This window comes from Cryobacterium cryoconiti, assembly GCF_004403065.1.
In the GTDB taxonomy this organism is placed as follows: Bacteria; Actinomycetota; Actinomycetes; order Actinomycetales; family Microbacteriaceae; genus Cryobacterium; species Cryobacterium cryoconiti.
Map to the genome: position 1 here is coordinate 1 of NZ_SOHA01000039.1, position 14882 is coordinate 14882.

A 14882-nucleotide genomic window follows, 5' to 3' on the forward strand; every position below is an offset into this window, starting at 1 on the left:
GGCGAGCACCGCCATCGCAAAGGCCCGGGCGGCGAGTTCGCGACCGTCGGCCGTGCCGGCAGCCGTGCCCGGGCCTGCCGCGCCGGTGCCGCCTCGCGCGCCGACGAAGCGCGTGACCAGGGCCACCTGGGCCATGAACCGGGACAGTGCGGATGCCTCCAGCTCGCCGGTCGTGCCCATCAGTTCGTCCTGGGTGAGCGCCCAGGGCACCTGGCCCGGCCCGAAGCGCGCAGAGACCTGCAGCAGCGCCCGCTCCACGGCGTCGACGGCCTCCACCGGCCCGGATGCGGCGGCGCACTCCTCGAGGGCGGCCGGGAACCCGGCCAGGCCGACGTCGACGTCGACCCAGAGCAGGTCGCTCTTGGCCGTGAAGTAGTTGAAGAACGTGGCCCGGCCGACGCCTGCACGCCGGGTGATCTGCAGGATGGTGGTGCCGGCATACGTCTGCTCGAGGAAGAGCTCGGCGGACGCCTCCTCGAGCATCGCCCGCGAGGAGCCGCGGGGCCGGCCGGCCCGCTTCGGTTCGTGATCGGTCATCCCGCTCCCGTGTTCTACGATGGGTGAGGTCCATTTGATTTGTGGACTGAGTCCAACAATTGCACACTCGGCCCATCGGGCGCCGCGGAAAGAGACCTACCATGCACACTTCGGGGCAGACCCACCGCGCATCACGCACCCTGACCGGGCTGGTCGGCCTCGTCGCCACCGGCATCCTGCTCACCGGCTGCGCCACCGCCGAGTCCCCCGAAGCCACCGAGCCCGTCACCGGCGGGACCCTGACGTACGCCTCCGGCGACGCCGAGCCCACCTGTCTGGACCCGCATGTGGGCGGCAATTACCCGCAGGCTCTGGTCAGCACGCAGTACCTCGAGTCGCTCGTGTCCCGTGACGCCGAGGGCACCATCATCCCCTGGCTGGCGGAGTCCTGGACCGAGAGCGCCGACGGGCTGGCCTGGGACTTCACGCTCGCCGCCGACGTGAGCTTCACCGACGGGACGCCGCTCGATGCGGCCGCCGTGCAGGCGAACGTGGCGCACCTCCAGGACCCGGAAACGGGCTCGTCGACCGGCTACCTGGCCCTGGGGAAGGTCACCGGAACCGAGGCTGTCTCCGCCAGTGTCGTGCGCCTGGTGCTCAGCGAACCCGACAGCGCCCTGCTCGAATCTCTCTCGCAGCCGTGGCTGGCCATCCAATCGCCCACAGCCCTGGCCCGCAGCCAGGACGAGAACTGCGCCGCCCCGGTCGGCACGGGGCCGTTCCAGGTCGAGAAATGGGTGCAGCAGGACTCGATCACCCTGGTGCGGAACGACGACTACAACTCGCCGCCCGCGGATGCCGAGCACACCGGGCCGGCCTACCTCGACTCCATCGTCTGGCGCTTCATCCCCGACTCCGCGTCCCGCTATGCGGCCCTGCAGTCCGGCGACGTCGACGTGATCGACAACGCGCAGCCCGACACCATCGCGGCGGCGGAGAAGAGCGACACCATCGTGCACCTCGACGCCCCCCGCCCGGGAGCGTCGAACCGGATCGAGCTGAACTCCGGCCGTGCTCCGTTCAACGACCCGCTCGTGCGGGAGGCGTTCATCCGCTCGGCCAACGTCGACGACGCCGTGACCAGCCTGTTCCAGGGCACCGCCGACCGGTCCTACTCCGCCCTCTCCAGCGCCGAAACACTCGCCGTGTCCCGCCCGGACCTGTTCGAGTACGACCCCGAGGCTGCCGCGGACCTGCTGGACTCGGCCGGCTGGAGCGAGCGGGATGACGCCGGCTACCGGGTGAAGGACGGCGAGCGCCTCACGGTCGACTTCCCGGTGAGCACGAACCAGTCGATCCCGGCCGAGCAGTCCCTGTTCGAGCAGATCCAGGCCACCGCCAAGGAGACCGGCTTCGAGGTCGCGCTCAGCCCGATGGACCTCTCCAGCTGGTACACCGCGCTGGGTGAGAACGACTACGACGCCGTCAGCGCTCCGTACACGAAGGTCGGACCCGACGTTCTGCGCATCCTCTTCCACTCCGACGGCATCGTGCCCGCGCCCAGCGGCTACTTCGCGAACCACGCCCAGGTGAACGACCCGGCCCTCGACAGCCTGCTCACCCAGGCCGGCCAGGTGACGGATGCCGCTGAGCGCGGCGACCTCTACACGGCAGCACAGAACCAGGTGCTCGAAGGCTTCCACATCCTGCCGCTCTTCGACCAGCAGAACCACTACCTGCTCGGCACCGACGTGGTGGGCGCGCGGGCACTGCCAACCGTCTCGACGCCGACGTTCTACGATGCGTGGCTGAAGTAGGCCGGGGCTCGCGGGTCGCGCGGGTCGTTCTGTCCCGCCTCGGCGGGGCGGCGTTCGTCCTCTGGATGGTGGCCACCCTCACCTTCTTCGCCGTGCGCCTGATCCCGGGCGACCCGGCCGAGGCGATCCTGGGCGGCCCGGGATCGCAGACCTCACCGGAGGCGCTGGCCGCGGTGCGCGCGGAGTACGGCCTCGACCAGCCGGTGTTCGTGCAGTACCTGGCGCAACTGGGGCGCCTGGTCACCGGGGACCTCGGCCGCTCCTACGCGCTGAACCAGGACGTCGCCCCGCTCCTGGCCGGCCAGCTCGGCGGCACCCTGCTCCTCGCGGTGCTCGCCCTCAGCCTGGCCTGGCTGCTCGCCCTCGGTCTGGCCACCTGGTCCACCCGTGGCGGGCGCGTCGCCTGGTACGTGGGGTCGGGCCTGGAGATCGTGGCGGCCGCGCTGCCGCACTTCTGGCTGGCGACGGCACTGATCGTGCTCTTCAGCGTCTGGCTGGGCTGGCTGCCGCCGATCAGCAGCGCCGGAGCCGCCGGGCTGGTGCTGCCGGTGCTCACCCTCGCCGTTCCCCTGGCCGGGTTCCTCGGCCAGATCATGCGGGAGTCCCTGCTCACCGCACTGGAATCCCCGTTCGTGCTCTCCGCCCGCGCCCGGGGCGAGAGCGAGCGCGGCGTGCGCTGGGTGCATGTGATCCGCCACGCGTCGCTGCCGGCGATCAGTCTCTCCGGCTGGGCGTTCGGGTCCCTGCTCAGCGGGGCCGTGGTGGTGGAGACCATCTTCGCCCGTCCGGGCCTCGGGCGCACGCTGCTGAACGCGGTGACCGTGCGCGACGTGCCGGTCGTGGTCGGCGCGGTGCTGATCGTGGCGGTCGGGTACATCCTGATGACCCTGCTCACCGACCTGGCCCAGCGCATCGTTGATCCCCGGTTGCGGGCGCGATGAGCGACCTCGAGATCCAGGCCGGGCTGGGCCGGTCGCCGCACGCCGGCACCGGCGGCTCGACCCGACCGGCGCGCCCGGCCCGCCGATTCGGCCTGGCTGAGGTGCTGGCCGGCCTGTTCGCCCTGTTCCTGGTCACGGCGGCGCTGTTCCCCGCACTCGTGGCCCCCGGCGACCCGCTCGGGATCGACCCGCTGTCGGCGTTCCAGACCCCCTCGCCCGCGCACTGGTTCGGCACCGACGAATCCGGCCGGGACATCTACACCCGGGTCAGCCACGGCACCGGCAGCTCTCTGCTGATCGGCACCCTCGCCACCCTGATCGGCCTCGGGCTGGGACTCGTTCTCGGCACCCTGGCCGGTATGCTCGGCCCGGTCGTCGACTTCACGGTGAACCGGTTCCTCGAGGTGCTGTTCGCGTTCCCCGGCCTGTTGCTGGCGCTGCTCTTCATCCTTATCTTCGGGCCGGGCGTTGCCACGGCGACCGTCGCCGTGGGCCTGGCGACCGCGCCCGGCTACGCCCGGATCATCCGTGGGCAGCTCCTGTCGGTGCGGTCCTCCGCCTTCGTCGAGGCGGCGACCGTGCTCGGGCGCAGCCCCGGACAGATCCTGGTGCGGCACATCCTGCCCAACACCCTCGCGCCTCTGTTCGTGCTGGGCACGCTCGGCATCGGCCAGGCCATCGTCTGGGCGTCGGCGCTGAGCTACCTGGGCCTCGGGGCCGCGCCGCCCGCCGCGGAGTGGGGCGCGATGCTCTCCGCCGGGCGCACCTACATCGGCTCGGCCTGGTGGATGAGCTTCTTCCCCGGGCTGTTCATCGTGCTCACGGCCGTGGCGGCGACGGCGCTCGGCCGCGGCATCGAGCGACGGATGCGGCACTCATGAGCGGGGCCGCGTCCCGGACCGCCGCCGTGCGGGTGCGGAACCTCGTCGTGGGTTTCGGTGCGCCGGGAACCGACCCGGTGCTGAACGGAGTCTCCTTCGAGGTGGCCCCCGGCGAATGCCTGGCCCTCGTGGGTGAGTCCGGCTCGGGCAAGAGTGTCACCGCGCGGAGCCTGCTCGGTCTGGCGGGCGAGAACTCCTGGGTGCGCACCGACGAGCTGAGCCTCGCGGGCACCGACGTGCGGAACCTCACCGCGGCGCAGTGGCGGCACCGGCGCGGGAGCGACGTGGGCCTGGTTCTGCAGGACGCCCTCGTGTCCCTGGACCCGCTGCGCCCGGTGGGCCGGGAAATCGGCGACTCGCTGCGGCTGCACACCCGCCTGGGGGCCGCCGCGCGGCACGCCCGCGTCCTCGAGGTGTTGGACCGGGTCGGACTGCCGGACTCCGACAACGCGGTGCGGAAACGGTCGGGCGAGCTCTCGGGCGGTCAGCGCCAGCGCGCCCTGATCGCGGCGGCGATCGCCCTGGACCCGCCGCTCCTGATCGCCGACGAACCCACGACGGCACTCGACGTGACCGTGCAGGCGCAGATCCTGGACCTGCTGGCAAGCCTGAAACGTGCCGGCACCGGCATCCTCCTGATCAGCCACGACCTGGCCGTGGTCGGGCGCATCGCCGACCGGATCGCCGTGCTCCACGACGGACGCATCGTGGAACAGGGACCGGCGAACGAGGTGCTGACCCGGCCGGGGCATCCGGTCACCCGGCAGATGCTCGCCGCGATCCCGGTGGACAAGCCGCGGGGGCTGCGCCTGAGCCCGCGCACCGCCGCCCCGGTCTCCCTCGCCCCGCCTGCGTCGGACCGTGCTGCTGCGCCTGGCCCCGTGCTCGAGACCACTGTGCTCGAGGCCACCGGGCTGGTCAAACGGTTCACCCGGCCGGACGGCACCCCGCACCTGGCCGTCGACGGCGTCTCGTTCCGGCTGAAGCGCGGCACGACCCTCGGCATCGTCGGTGAGTCCGGGTCCGGCAAGACCACCACGGCCCGCCTCGCGCTCGCGCTGACCCGGCCCGACGCCGGTGAGGTGCGGGTTCTCGGGCAGGCGTTCAGCGCCGCCACGGAGAAGGAACGCCGGCGGTTGCGGCCACATCTCGGGGCGGTGTACCAGGATGCGCTCAGCTCGTTCGACCCGCGGCTGAGCGTCGAGCAGGTACTCCGGGACGCGGTCGCCGGCGGAGCCCGCCGCACCGGGCGCGGCGGGGCATCCGTCGCCGACCGGGCTCGCGTGCTGAGTCTGCTCGATGCGGTGGGGCTCGCGCAGGGGCTGCTCGGCCGTCGTCCGCTGTCGCTGTCCGGCGGGCAGCGGCAGCGGGTGAGCATCGCCCGGGCGCTGGCCTCCGACCCGCAGATCCTGATCTGCGACGAGCCCGTGTCCTCGCTCGACGTGACCGTGCAGGCCCAGGTGCTCGACCTGCTCGACGAGCTGCAGCGCGACCGCGGCCTCAGCCTGCTCTTCATCTCCCACGACCTCGGGGTCATCCAGCACGTCAGCGACCAGGTCGCCGTGATGCTGGAGGGCCGCATCGTCGAGACCGGGGCCGCAGCCCAGGTCTTCGCCGCACCGCAGCATCCGTACACGCAGGCCCTGCTCGGCGCGGTCCCCCGGATCGGGTACTGACCGGGCCGGTCTACGCGACGTCCAGCGTCACCGGCGGCTCAGCCTCGCCGCTCCACGCCTCGATACCCTCCTTGATCGCGAACCCGGCGATCACGAGCGCGGCGATCGAGTCGGCCCACGCCCAGCCGAGAAGGGCATTGGCCGCGAGTCCGAGCAACATCGACCCGGACAGCCACGCACAGAGCAGCAGCTGCCGGGCGTCGGCGATCACGCTGGCGCTACCGAGCTCCGTGCCGGCGCGGCGCTCCACGCCGGCCACCCCAGGCATGATCACCAGGCTCAGGCAGGCGATGACGATTCCCAGCGGACTCGGCTCGGCCTCCACCAACCCGGCGAAGCTGAAGCCCGCACTCAGGATCACGTACGCGGCGAGGGCGAAGAAGGCGATCGCGATGGCGCGGAGGGCGGGCTTCTGCCACCGGTCCGGATCCCGGCGGGAGAACTGCCAGGCGATGACCGCGGCGGAGAGCACCTCGATCACGGAGTCCAGGCCGAAGGCGATCAGGGCGGTCGAGGATGCCGCCGCACCCGCCGCGATCGACACCGCGGCCTCGATCACGTTGTAGCCGATCGTGAACCCGACGATCCAGCGCACCTTCCGGCGCAGCACCGTACGGCGCGCCTCGGTCACCGTTCTCGGTTCATCCATGGTGCCCCTTCCCGCTCCAATCCTGCCACCCGGTGCGGCACCGGGCGGCGCTCTCCGGCCTGGCGACGGGCGCAGTCGGGGGGAGACGAGGCATCCGGTAAGTTGGGTAAGGCCCAATACTCAGGCACTTCACCAACGACACGGTGCCGCACAGATCGAATCGGAGAAACATGACCGCCGCCAGCGTTCCGGAAAAACCGGCCCTCGAAGGCCTCGAAACCAAATGGGGCGGCTCCTGGGAAGAGGCCGGCACCTACCGCTTCGACCGTGACTCGGCGACGCGGGAGAGCATCTTCTCCATCGACACCCCGCCGCCGACCGCCTCGGGTTCGCTGCACATCGGCCACGTCTTCTCCTACACGCACACGGATGTCATCGCACGCTTCCAGCGGATGCGCGGCAAGAGCGTCTTCTACCCGATGGGTTGGGACGACAACGGCCTGCCCACGGAACGCCGCGTGCAGAACTACTACGGCGTGCGCTGCGACCCGTCGCTGCCCTACACCGAGGACTTCACCGCACCGTTCGAGGGCGGCGACGGCAAGAGCACCAAAGCTGCCGACCAGCTGCCGATCAGCCGTCGCAACTTCATCGAGTTGTGCGAACGCCTCACCATCGAAGACGAGAAGCAGTTCGAGGCCGTCTGGCGCATGCTGGGCCTGAGCGTCGACTGGACCCAGACCTACCGCACGATCGGCCACGACTCCCTGGTCTCCTCGCAGGCGGCATTCATCGGCAACATCGAGCGCGGCGAGGCCTACCAGGCCATGGCCCCCACCCTCTGGGACGTGACCTTCCGCACCGCGGTCGCGCAGGCCGAACTCGAGGACAAGGAAATGCCGGCGTCCTACCACCGGGTCGCCTTCACAAAGCCCGACGGCGGTTCGATCGAGATCGAAACCACCCGCCCGGAACTGTTGCCGGCCTGTGTGGCCCTCGTGGCGCATCCGGATGATGAGCGCTACAAGGCGCTGTTCGGCACGACCGTGCGCACCCCGCTGTTCGACGTGGAGGTGCCGGTCCTGGCCCACCACCTCGCGCAGAAGGACAAGGGCAGCGGAATCGCCATGATCTGCACGTTCGGCGATGTGACCGACGTGATCTGGTGGCGTGAACTCGACCTGCCGAACCGCGCCATCATGGGCTTCGACGGCCGCATCATCGCCGACATGCCCGACGCCATCGAAAGCGAGGCCGGAACGGCCGCCTACGCCCAGCTGGCCGGCAAGACCGTCTTCTCCGCCAAGGCGACCGTGGTCGACCTGCTCCGCACCAGTGGCGACCTGATCGGCGAGCCCCGCTCGATCGTGCACCCGGTCAAGTTCTTCGAGAAGGGCGACAAGCCCCTCGAGATCGTGTCGACCCGCCAGTGGTACATCCGCAACGGCGCACGCGACGAGAAGTTGCGCGCCCGCCTGATCACGCACGGCACCGACCTGCAGTGGCACCCGGAGTTCATGCGGGTGCGCTACGAGAACTGGGTCAACGGGCTCACCGGCGACTGGCTCGTCTCCCGCCAGCGTTTCTTCGGCGTCCCACTGCCGATCTGGTACCCGCTGGACGCCGACGCGAACCCGCTCTTCGACCAGCCCATCGTCGCCACCCGCGACCTGCTCCCGGCCGACCCGTCCTCCGACACCGCCCCGGGTTACGCGCCCGAGCAGCGCGGCCAGGCGAACGGCTTCGTCGGCGAGGTGGATGTGATGGACACCTGGGCCACGTCGTCGCTCACCCCGCAGCTGGCCGGCGGCTGGGAGCGCGACCCCGAGCTCTTCGACCTCGTCTACCCCTACTCGCTGCGCCCGCAGGGGCAGGACATCATCCGCACCTGGCTGTTCTCCACCCTGCTGCGCGCCGAGCTGGAACACGGCGTCTCGCCGTGGCAGCATGCGGCCCTATCCGGATTCATCGTGGACCCCGACCGCAAGAAGATGTCCAAGTCCAAGGGCAATGTGGTCACCCCGGCGGACATGCTCGAGCAGCACGGTTCGGATGCCGTGCGCTACTGGGCCGCGTCGTCGCGCCTCGGCACCGACGCCGCCTTCGACCCCAAGAACCCGACCCAGATCAAGATCGGCCGTCGCCTGGCGATCAAGATCCTGAACGCGTCGAAGTTCATCCTCGCGTTCGACGGCGCCGCCGACGCCCCCGTGACCGAGCCGCTCGACCAGAGCATGCTGGCTCGGCTGACCGTCGTCGTCGGCCAGGCCACAGCTGCGTTCGAGGGCTACGACCACGCGCGTGCGCTGGAACTCACCGAGAGCTTCTTCTGGACGTTCTGCGACGACTACCTCGAACTGGTCAAGGAACGTGCCTACGGCGAGGCCGGCTCCGGCCAGGCGTCGGCAGTGGCCGCCCTGCGCACCGCGCTGGCCTCCCTGCTGCGCCTGTTCGCCCCGTTCGTCCCGTTCGCGACCGAGGAAGCCTGGTCGTGGTCCAACGACACGTCGATCCACACGGCCCCGTGGCCCGTGCAGGCCGACCTCGGTGGCGGGCAGGGTGGCAACGTGGCACTGCTGGACCTGTCCAGCCGGGCGCTCACCGGCATCCGCCGCGCGAAAACGGATGCGAAGGCATCCCAGAAATCCGCCGTTGTTTCTGCTGTAATTAGCGGTACGGCTGCAGAGATTGCCCTGCTCAGGCAGGCTGCCGCCGATCTGAGGGCCGTTGGCCGCATCTCGGAGTTGGTTTTTATTGAAGGCAGCGAATTGGCTGTCACTGACATCGTGCTCGCCACGGTGCCAGAGAACTAGGAGAACCGAATGTCAATCACAGTACGCGCGCTCGGCGACAAGGACTTTTTCTCGTGGCTGGGACTGTTCGAGGGCTACAGCGAGTTCTACAAGAGCGAACTGACCGATCAGAAGGCGCTCCAGGTCTGGAGCTGGATCATCGACAAGAACGAGTCCCTCACCGGCGCGGTCGCAGTCAACGATGACGGCGACTTCATCGGCTTCGCGCACTACCGCGAGGTGCCGAACACCCTCACCGCCACCCGCGGCCTGTTCCTCGACGACCTGTTCGTGTCGCCGGACTCGCGCAGCACGGGTGTCGGCCGGGCTCTGATCGAGTTCGCCAAGGACTACGCCGCCACGCGCCACCTCACCACCGTGCAGTGGCTGACCGCGGCCGACAACGAGACCGCTCAGCGCCTGTACGACGATGTGGCCAGCCGCACGGACTGGGTCACCTACGAGATCGAGCTCTAAATGAAGATGGGAAGCCGCTGGCCACTGGGCGGCCCGCCGCCGGCCGGACTACCGCACGTTGTGGAGATCGCCATCCACGCGGTCGAAGAAGAACTCACCGCGCTGGCGGAAGACTCCAGCGCCTGGCGCTGGACGCTGACCTGGCTCGAGGGCAACCCTGTGCTCGAGCTCGACGACGGCACGGTCATCCGCTACGACCCGTCCGAGGACAGCGCCACGATCACGCAGCCGTCGATCGTTCTCGACGACGAAGACGACTGGATCTAGTCGCTATCTGGTGCCGGGTCCCGTGCCGGGTCCGGCACCGACGGCATTTCCGTGACCACGATAAGTGGGCCGGTGGCATTGGCAACCAGGGCGCGGCTGACTGAACCGAGCAGAAACCCGGCCACGGCTCCTCGCCCGCGCGATCCGATGACCAGCAGGGCCTTGTCCTGTGCCAGCCGCAGCAGAACCGGCGCGGCGGGGCCGGGAACGAAGCGCCGCCGGACGGTCAGCGCCGGGTGTGCGAACAGTGCCTCCTGCGCACAGTCGTTCACTATCGCGCGAGGCAGCGCCGCGTCATCCGTCCCCACCGGATCCGCAACGGGCCCGGCATACACGATATCGAGTGTCTCCTGCCGGCGGTGGGCCTCGGCCGCCGCCGTCAGGCAGGCCTGCCGGGACGCGGGAGATCCGTCGACTCCGACGATCACCCCGGAACGTTGCAGAACCTCCCCCGGAATGTCCCCCGGCGTGGAGGCTTCGGCAGTCGGCACGACGGACACCGGGACCGGAGCCCGAGACGCCAACCGTGCCGCCCGGGACCACCGTTGCAGGGGCGAGCGACCTTCCCGACGTCCGAGCACCAGCATCGACCCGGGAACGCAGTGCGCCAGAATCATGTCGTCGGGGTTCCCCTCGAGCAGTAGTGAGGTGACCGGGAGGCTCGGCTCGGTCGCCCGGATCCAGTCGATTTCCGCTTGGAGCGCCTGCCTGGCCGCCACGGCCAACTCGTTCAGCGCCGCCGCGCCGAAACCGCGATAGGCCTCGTCGAGCACGGTGAGCAGCAGCAGCAGGCCGGGTGCCGACCGCTCACGTTCGATCGCCCACAGCAGCGCCGCCCGGGACGAGGCAGACCCGTTCCAGGCCACCGTCGTCGTCGTGCCCGCCGGCGCTGCCGTGCCGGTTGTCAGGTTCAGTGTCGGCTCCTGCTCGGTCACTTGGTCACTCTCCCCACGGTGCGTTCTCGGTTCGGTTCCGGGCATCGACGACTATGGTCGGGCAGCTCGGTTTACTGACCAGGGTCCGGCTGACCGACCCCAGCAATAGCCGCCGGGCGACACCGGGCCGGCGCGAACCGACCACGACCAGGGCCGCGTCGCGCGAATGCCCGATCAGGGCCGTCGCCGGGGACGCTGTCAGGTCGACATGGCCGTGCACCCGAAGATCGGGGTAGGCCGCTTGGACTTGCCTCCGCACCCGGTCGAGCACGGCGTCCGGCGCCACACCGAGGCCGGACATCGCGATCGCGGGGTGTTCGGTGCTGGCGTGCACCAGATACAGTTCGTCCCGACGCCCCAGAGCCAGCTCCGCGGCGACGAGACCGAGGGCCACCGACTCGTCCGATCCGTCGACCCCGGCCACCACGCCCGAGCGGGTGCGGATGTCCCCGTCGGGTATCACGGCGACGGCGCCCCGAGTGAGTGCGGCCAGTTTCTCCACCAGCGTCGACCCGGGTCCGCTGTCGTCTCCATGGCCGTTCCTGCTGCCCACGACGAGCAGGGTGTCCCGGTCGGCGTAGTGGTCGAGCACCCGGGCCGGATCACCGCGCATGACCGAGGTCTGCACGATCAGGTCCGGATTCGTCGACCTCAGACGCGCAGCCCGTTCGGCCAGCGCGAAATTCGCCAGCGCAACCGCCCAGCGCGCCTCGGCCTCATCGAAGTATCGGGAGGAATCATCTACGGCCCGCACAATCCGCACGGTGTGCGTCTGCCCCGGCCCAGCTGCCCGAACATGCTCGCTTGCCCACTCAACGGCCCGGTCGGAGGCGGCACTGCCGTCCCAGCCGACCACGACTCTCTGCCAGGTTCTCATTCGCCCCCCTTCGCACGTTCCAGGGTGCGCTTTCACGATCCCCGATATCGACAGGTTACTCCCCCGCGTCCGGCCCGGCCCGGCGACCTCTGGGAGCTTTCGGCATCCTCTGCGTCATCCCGACGGTCCAGGTGTGCGGCACGGGCTACTTCCGGGCGACGATCTCACCGTGCGGCACACCGAACCAGCCATCGGGGTCGCCGGCCCACTGCAGCCAGGCGGCCTGCATCATCCGCAAGTCGGCGAGGTCGGCCGCGCCGACCTCGATGGCATGCGCCGCGAAGTCGGACTCGATCACCCGCACTGCCCAGGACTGCCCCCACCACTCGCGTTCGACGTCCGAGGCGAAGCACCAGATCGACGCCGAGCATTCCACCTGGCCGAACCCGGCCTGGCGCGCCCACGCTTTCAGGGACCGCCCGGCGTCGGGGTCGCCTCCGTTCCAGTTCTGCACGTCCCGGAAGGCGTTCTCCCACAGCTGCAGGCCCGGCAGCTTCGGGTGGTACATCACTCCCCCGGAGTCCACGTCGCGGGCGGCGAGGATTCCGCCGGGCTTCAGCACCCGCCGGAATTCCCGCAGCGCGGCCACCGGGTTGGCGAGGTGCTGCAGCGTCTGGTGCGCATGCACGACGTCGAAACTCCCGTCGGCGAAGTCGAGGGCGTAGGCGTCCCCCACCCGGAATGAGACGTTGCGCACCCCCTCATCGAAGGCGAGGCCGGCCGCGCGCCGCACGATCGGCTCCGAGGCGTCGATGCCCGTGACCTGCCCGGGGTTGAGCCGGCGGGCCAGGTCGACCGTGATCGTTCCCGGCCCGCATCCCACGTCGAGCAGGGTCTGCCCGGAATCCAGGTGCGGCACCAGGTAGGCCGCGGAATTCGCCACCGTGCGCCAGGTGTGCGAACGCAGCACGCTCTCGTGATGCCCGTGCGTGTACTGCTCCCGGGGAGCGGTCTCGGGGCGTGCCGGCTCGTCGATCATGACCCGATCCTAGGCGTGTGCAGGGATTCTTCCATGGCTGAAATGTGAATGGGACGGGGATGTGACAGGGTGAGGAAATGAACCCCTTCGCCAGCACCAGCACGCTTCCCTTCGAGCTGCCCCCGTTTGCGCTGATTGCTGAGGAGCACTATCGGCCGGCGTTCCTGGCCGGGATGACGGATCAGCTCGCCGAGATCGCGGCGATCTGCGCGGGCACGGATGCCCCCACCTTCGAGAACACGATGGTGCCCCTCGAGCGCAGCGGGCAGGTGCTCACCCGGGTGGCCGAGGTGTTCTTCAACCGGAGCTCGTCCGACTCCAGCGACTTCACCAACGCCCTCGAGGAGGAGCTCGCCCCGCTCCTGTCGGCGCACGCGGACGCCATCCGTCTGGACCCGGAACTGTTCGGCCGGGTCGCGACCCTGCACGAACAGCTTGACGGTCTGGCGCTGGAACCGGAGGCGCGCTATCTGGTGGAACGGTATTTCACCGAGTTCACCCTGGCCGGTGCACGCCTCAGCAACGACGACAAGGCCCGGTTGCGCGACTACAACAAGCGGCTCTCCACGGCGACCACCAGGTTCGAGAAGAACCTGCTCGCCGACACCAACGACCTTGCGCTCGTGCTCGACGACGTGAGCGAGCTGGACGGCCTCACCCCCGGCCAGATCTCCGCCGCGGCCGAGGCGGCGACGGAACGCGGCCTGACCGGCCGGTACGTGATCACCCTGGTGCTGCCCACCTCGCACCCGTATCTGGCGCAGCTGACGAACCGGGGTGTGCGGGAGCGGCTGCTGGCCGCCTCGCGGTCCCGCGGCATCCGGGGCGGAGCATTCGACAACCGCTCCCTGGTGCTGGAGATCTCCGGGCTGCGGGCCGAACGCGCCCGGCTGCTCGGATTCGACAACCATGCCGCCGGCGTGACGGCCGACCAAACGGCCAGGACGCCGCAGGCGGTGGCCGACATGCTCGGACGCCTCGCGCCCGCCGCCGCCCGGAACGCGCGCGTCGAGCAGACCGACCTGCAGGCGCAGATCGACGCGGACGGCGGGGACTTCGAGCTCGCCGCCTGGGACTGGGCCTTCTACACCGAGAGAGTGCGCCGGGCCCGCTACGACGTGGACACCGCGGCGATGCGCCCCTACTTCGAGTTCGAACGGGTGCTGCAGGACGGCGTGTTCTACGCGGCCAACCGGCTCTACGGCGTGACCTTCACCGAGCGCACCGACCTCGTCGCCTGGCACCCGGGAGCGCGCGTGTTCGAGGTCGCCGAGGACGACGGCTCCCCCGTGGGCCTCTACATCATCGACGTCTACACCCGCGATTCCAAGCGCGGCGGCGCCTGGATGAACGCTCTCCGCTCCCAGTCCACACTGCTCGGCACCCCCACGATCGTCTGCAACAACCTGAACGTGCCCAAGCCGGCGGCGGGCGAGCCCACGCTGCTCAGCTTCGACGAGGTCGTCACGCTCTTCCACGAGTTCGGACACGCCCTGCACGGCCTGTTCGCCCGGGTGACCTACCCGAAGTTCTCCGGCACCAATGTGTACCGTGACTTCGTCGAATTCCCCAGCCAGGTCAATGAGATGTGGATGTTGTGGCCCGAGGTGCTTGCGAATTACGCCCGCCACCATGAGACCGGGGAGCCCATGCCCCAGGACCTCGTGGACCGCATCCAGGCCTCGTCCACCTTCAACGAGGGCTTCTCCACCAGCGAGTACCTCGCCGCGGCCCTGCTCGACCAGGCCTGGCACCGGATCGGCGCCGAGGACACGGTGACGGATGTCGCAGCGTTTGAGGCATCCGCCCTCGCCGCCGCCGGTCTCGACAACCCGGCCGTGCCCACGCGGTACGCCAGCACGTACTTCGCGCATACCTTCGCGGGAGGCTACGACGCCGGCTACTACTCGTACATCTGGAGCGAGGTGCTCGACGCCGACACCGGCGAATGGTTCGAGGAGAACGGCGGGCTCACCCGGGCCAACGGCGACCGGTTCCGGTCCCGGCTGCTCGGTGTGGGCGGCAGCACCGACCCGCTCGCCGCCTATCGCGACTTCCGCGGCCGCGACGCCGACATCCGCCCGCTCCTCGACCGCCGCGGCCTGAACTAGGACTCCGAGCCCTCGAACCGACAGGTTTCGGGGGTGTGAGCGAGGCTGGACCCCCCGAATGTG

The 14882-nt window shown here is 70.0% G+C and carries 13 protein-coding genes; 8 read left to right on the forward strand and 5 right to left on the reverse strand.

All coding sequences use genetic code 11. From position 1 onward, the window contains the following. Positions 1-537 (reverse strand): TetR/AcrR family transcriptional regulator (locus tag E3T49_RS12710; RefSeq protein ID WP_134425277.1); only part of this gene is annotated, 537 nt, incomplete at its 3' end. Positions 538-638: 101 nt separating this feature from the next. On the opposite strand from E3T49_RS12710, the gene E3T49_RS12715 reads away from it, so the two are divergent. From E3T49_RS12715 to E3T49_RS12730, 4 genes are read left to right on the forward strand one after another with little or no spacing between them, the layout of a single operon-like run. Beyond that, positions 639-2294: an ABC transporter substrate-binding protein gene (locus tag E3T49_RS12715; RefSeq protein WP_134425278.1), complete on the forward strand. Its 1656-nt coding sequence runs from the start codon at positions 639-641 to the stop codon at positions 2292-2294. Beyond that, positions 2282-3235, forward strand: a complete 954-nt coding sequence (locus E3T49_RS12720) for an ABC transporter permease (RefSeq protein ID WP_277613099.1) — start codon at positions 2282-2284, stop codon at positions 3233-3235. Before E3T49_RS12715 ends, E3T49_RS12720 begins: the two co-directional genes overlap by 13 nt. After that, positions 3232-4116 carry an ABC transporter permease gene (locus tag E3T49_RS12725; RefSeq protein WP_134425279.1) on the forward strand — a complete coding sequence of 295 codons (885 nt, stop codon included), beginning with the start codon at positions 3232-3234 and terminating at the stop codon, positions 4114-4116. The genes E3T49_RS12720 and E3T49_RS12725 overlap by 4 nt, the downstream gene beginning before the upstream one ends. Beyond that, positions 4113-5792 carry a dipeptide ABC transporter ATP-binding protein gene (locus tag E3T49_RS12730; RefSeq protein ID WP_134425280.1) on the forward strand — a complete coding sequence of 560 codons (1680 nt, stop codon included), beginning with the start codon at positions 4113-4115 and terminating at the stop codon, positions 5790-5792. The genes E3T49_RS12725 and E3T49_RS12730 overlap by 4 nt, the downstream gene beginning before the upstream one ends. Before the next feature lie 10 nt (positions 5793-5802). Here the strand turns inward: E3T49_RS12730 and E3T49_RS12735 are convergent, their stop codons facing one another. Beyond that, positions 5803-6441 carry a cation efflux transmembrane domain-containing protein gene (locus tag E3T49_RS12735; protein ID WP_134425281.1) on the reverse strand — a complete coding sequence of 213 codons (639 nt, stop codon included), beginning with the start codon at positions 6439-6441 and terminating at the stop codon, positions 5803-5805. Positions 6442-6611: 170 nt separating this feature from the next. Between E3T49_RS12735 and valS the strand changes: the two genes are divergently transcribed. From valS to E3T49_RS12750, 3 genes are read left to right on the forward strand one after another with little or no spacing between them, the layout of a single operon-like run. Then, positions 6612-9194, forward strand: a complete 2583-nt coding sequence (gene valS, locus E3T49_RS12740; RefSeq protein WP_134425282.1) for a valine--tRNA ligase — start codon at positions 6612-6614, stop codon at positions 9192-9194. A 9-nt stretch (positions 9195-9203) separates the two neighbouring features. After that, a complete protein-coding gene (locus tag E3T49_RS12745) occupies positions 9204-9650 on the forward strand; it encodes a GNAT family N-acetyltransferase (protein WP_134425283.1) in 447 nt (148 codons plus the stop codon). Then, the gene (locus tag E3T49_RS12750) at positions 9651-9917 is read left to right on the forward strand and encodes a hypothetical protein (RefSeq protein ID WP_134425284.1); all 267 of its coding nucleotides are present in this window, start codon (positions 9651-9653) and stop codon (positions 9915-9917) included. It abuts the gene before it with no gap. Here E3T49_RS12750 and E3T49_RS12755 read toward each other — a convergent pair. From E3T49_RS12755 to E3T49_RS12765, 3 genes are all read right to left on the reverse strand, one after another. Beyond that, complete coding sequence (locus E3T49_RS12755) at positions 9914-10852, reverse strand: universal stress protein (protein ID WP_166785545.1); 939 nt, start codon at positions 10850-10852, stop codon at positions 9914-9916. The genes E3T49_RS12750 and E3T49_RS12755 overlap by 4 nt on opposite strands. 4 nt (positions 10853-10856) lie before the next feature. Beyond that, positions 10857-11729, reverse strand: a complete 873-nt coding sequence (locus tag E3T49_RS12760; RefSeq protein WP_134425286.1) for a universal stress protein — start codon at positions 11727-11729, stop codon at positions 10857-10859. 145 nt (positions 11730-11874) lie between these two features. After that, on the reverse strand, positions 11875-12708 hold the full coding sequence (locus E3T49_RS12765; protein WP_134425287.1) for a class I SAM-dependent methyltransferase: 834 nt from the start codon (positions 12706-12708) through the stop codon (positions 11875-11877). Between the two features lie 77 nt (positions 12709-12785). On the opposite strand from E3T49_RS12765, the gene E3T49_RS12770 reads away from it, so the two are divergent. Beyond that, positions 12786-14819: a M3 family metallopeptidase gene (locus tag E3T49_RS12770; protein WP_134425288.1), complete on the forward strand. Its 2034-nt coding sequence runs from the start codon at positions 12786-12788 to the stop codon at positions 14817-14819. Positions 14820-14882 lie beyond the last annotated feature (63 nt).

Bases quoted from the DNA above. Each gene is read 5' to 3' on its own strand.
- E3T49_RS12715 (WP_134425278.1), top strand. From the start codon at position 639: ATGCACACTTCGGGGCAGACCCACCGCGCATCACGCACCCTGACCGGG.
- E3T49_RS12725 (WP_134425279.1), top strand. From the start codon at position 3,232: ATGAGCGACCTCGAGATCCAGGCCGGGCTGGGCCGGTCGCCGCACGCC.
- E3T49_RS12730 (WP_134425280.1), top strand. From the start codon at position 4,113: ATGAGCGGGGCCGCGTCCCGGACCGCCGCCGTGCGGGTGCGGAACCTC.
- E3T49_RS12735 (WP_134425281.1), bottom strand. From the start codon at position 6,441: ATGGATGAACCGAGAACGGTGACCGAGGCGCGCCGTACGGTGCTGCGC.
- valS (WP_134425282.1), top strand. From the start codon at position 6,612: ATGACCGCCGCCAGCGTTCCGGAAAAACCGGCCCTCGAAGGCCTCGAA.
- E3T49_RS12745 (WP_134425283.1), top strand. From the start codon at position 9,204: ATGTCAATCACAGTACGCGCGCTCGGCGACAAGGACTTTTTCTCGTGG.
- E3T49_RS12750 (WP_134425284.1), top strand. From the start codon at position 9,651: ATGAAGATGGGAAGCCGCTGGCCACTGGGCGGCCCGCCGCCGGCCGGA.
- E3T49_RS12760 (WP_134425286.1), bottom strand. From the start codon at position 11,729: ATGAGAACCTGGCAGAGAGTCGTGGTCGGCTGGGACGGCAGTGCCGCC.
- E3T49_RS12765 (WP_134425287.1), bottom strand. From the start codon at position 12,708: ATGATCGACGAGCCGGCACGCCCCGAGACCGCTCCCCGGGAGCAGTAC.
- E3T49_RS12770 (WP_134425288.1), top strand. From the start codon at position 12,786: ATGAACCCCTTCGCCAGCACCAGCACGCTTCCCTTCGAGCTGCCCCCG.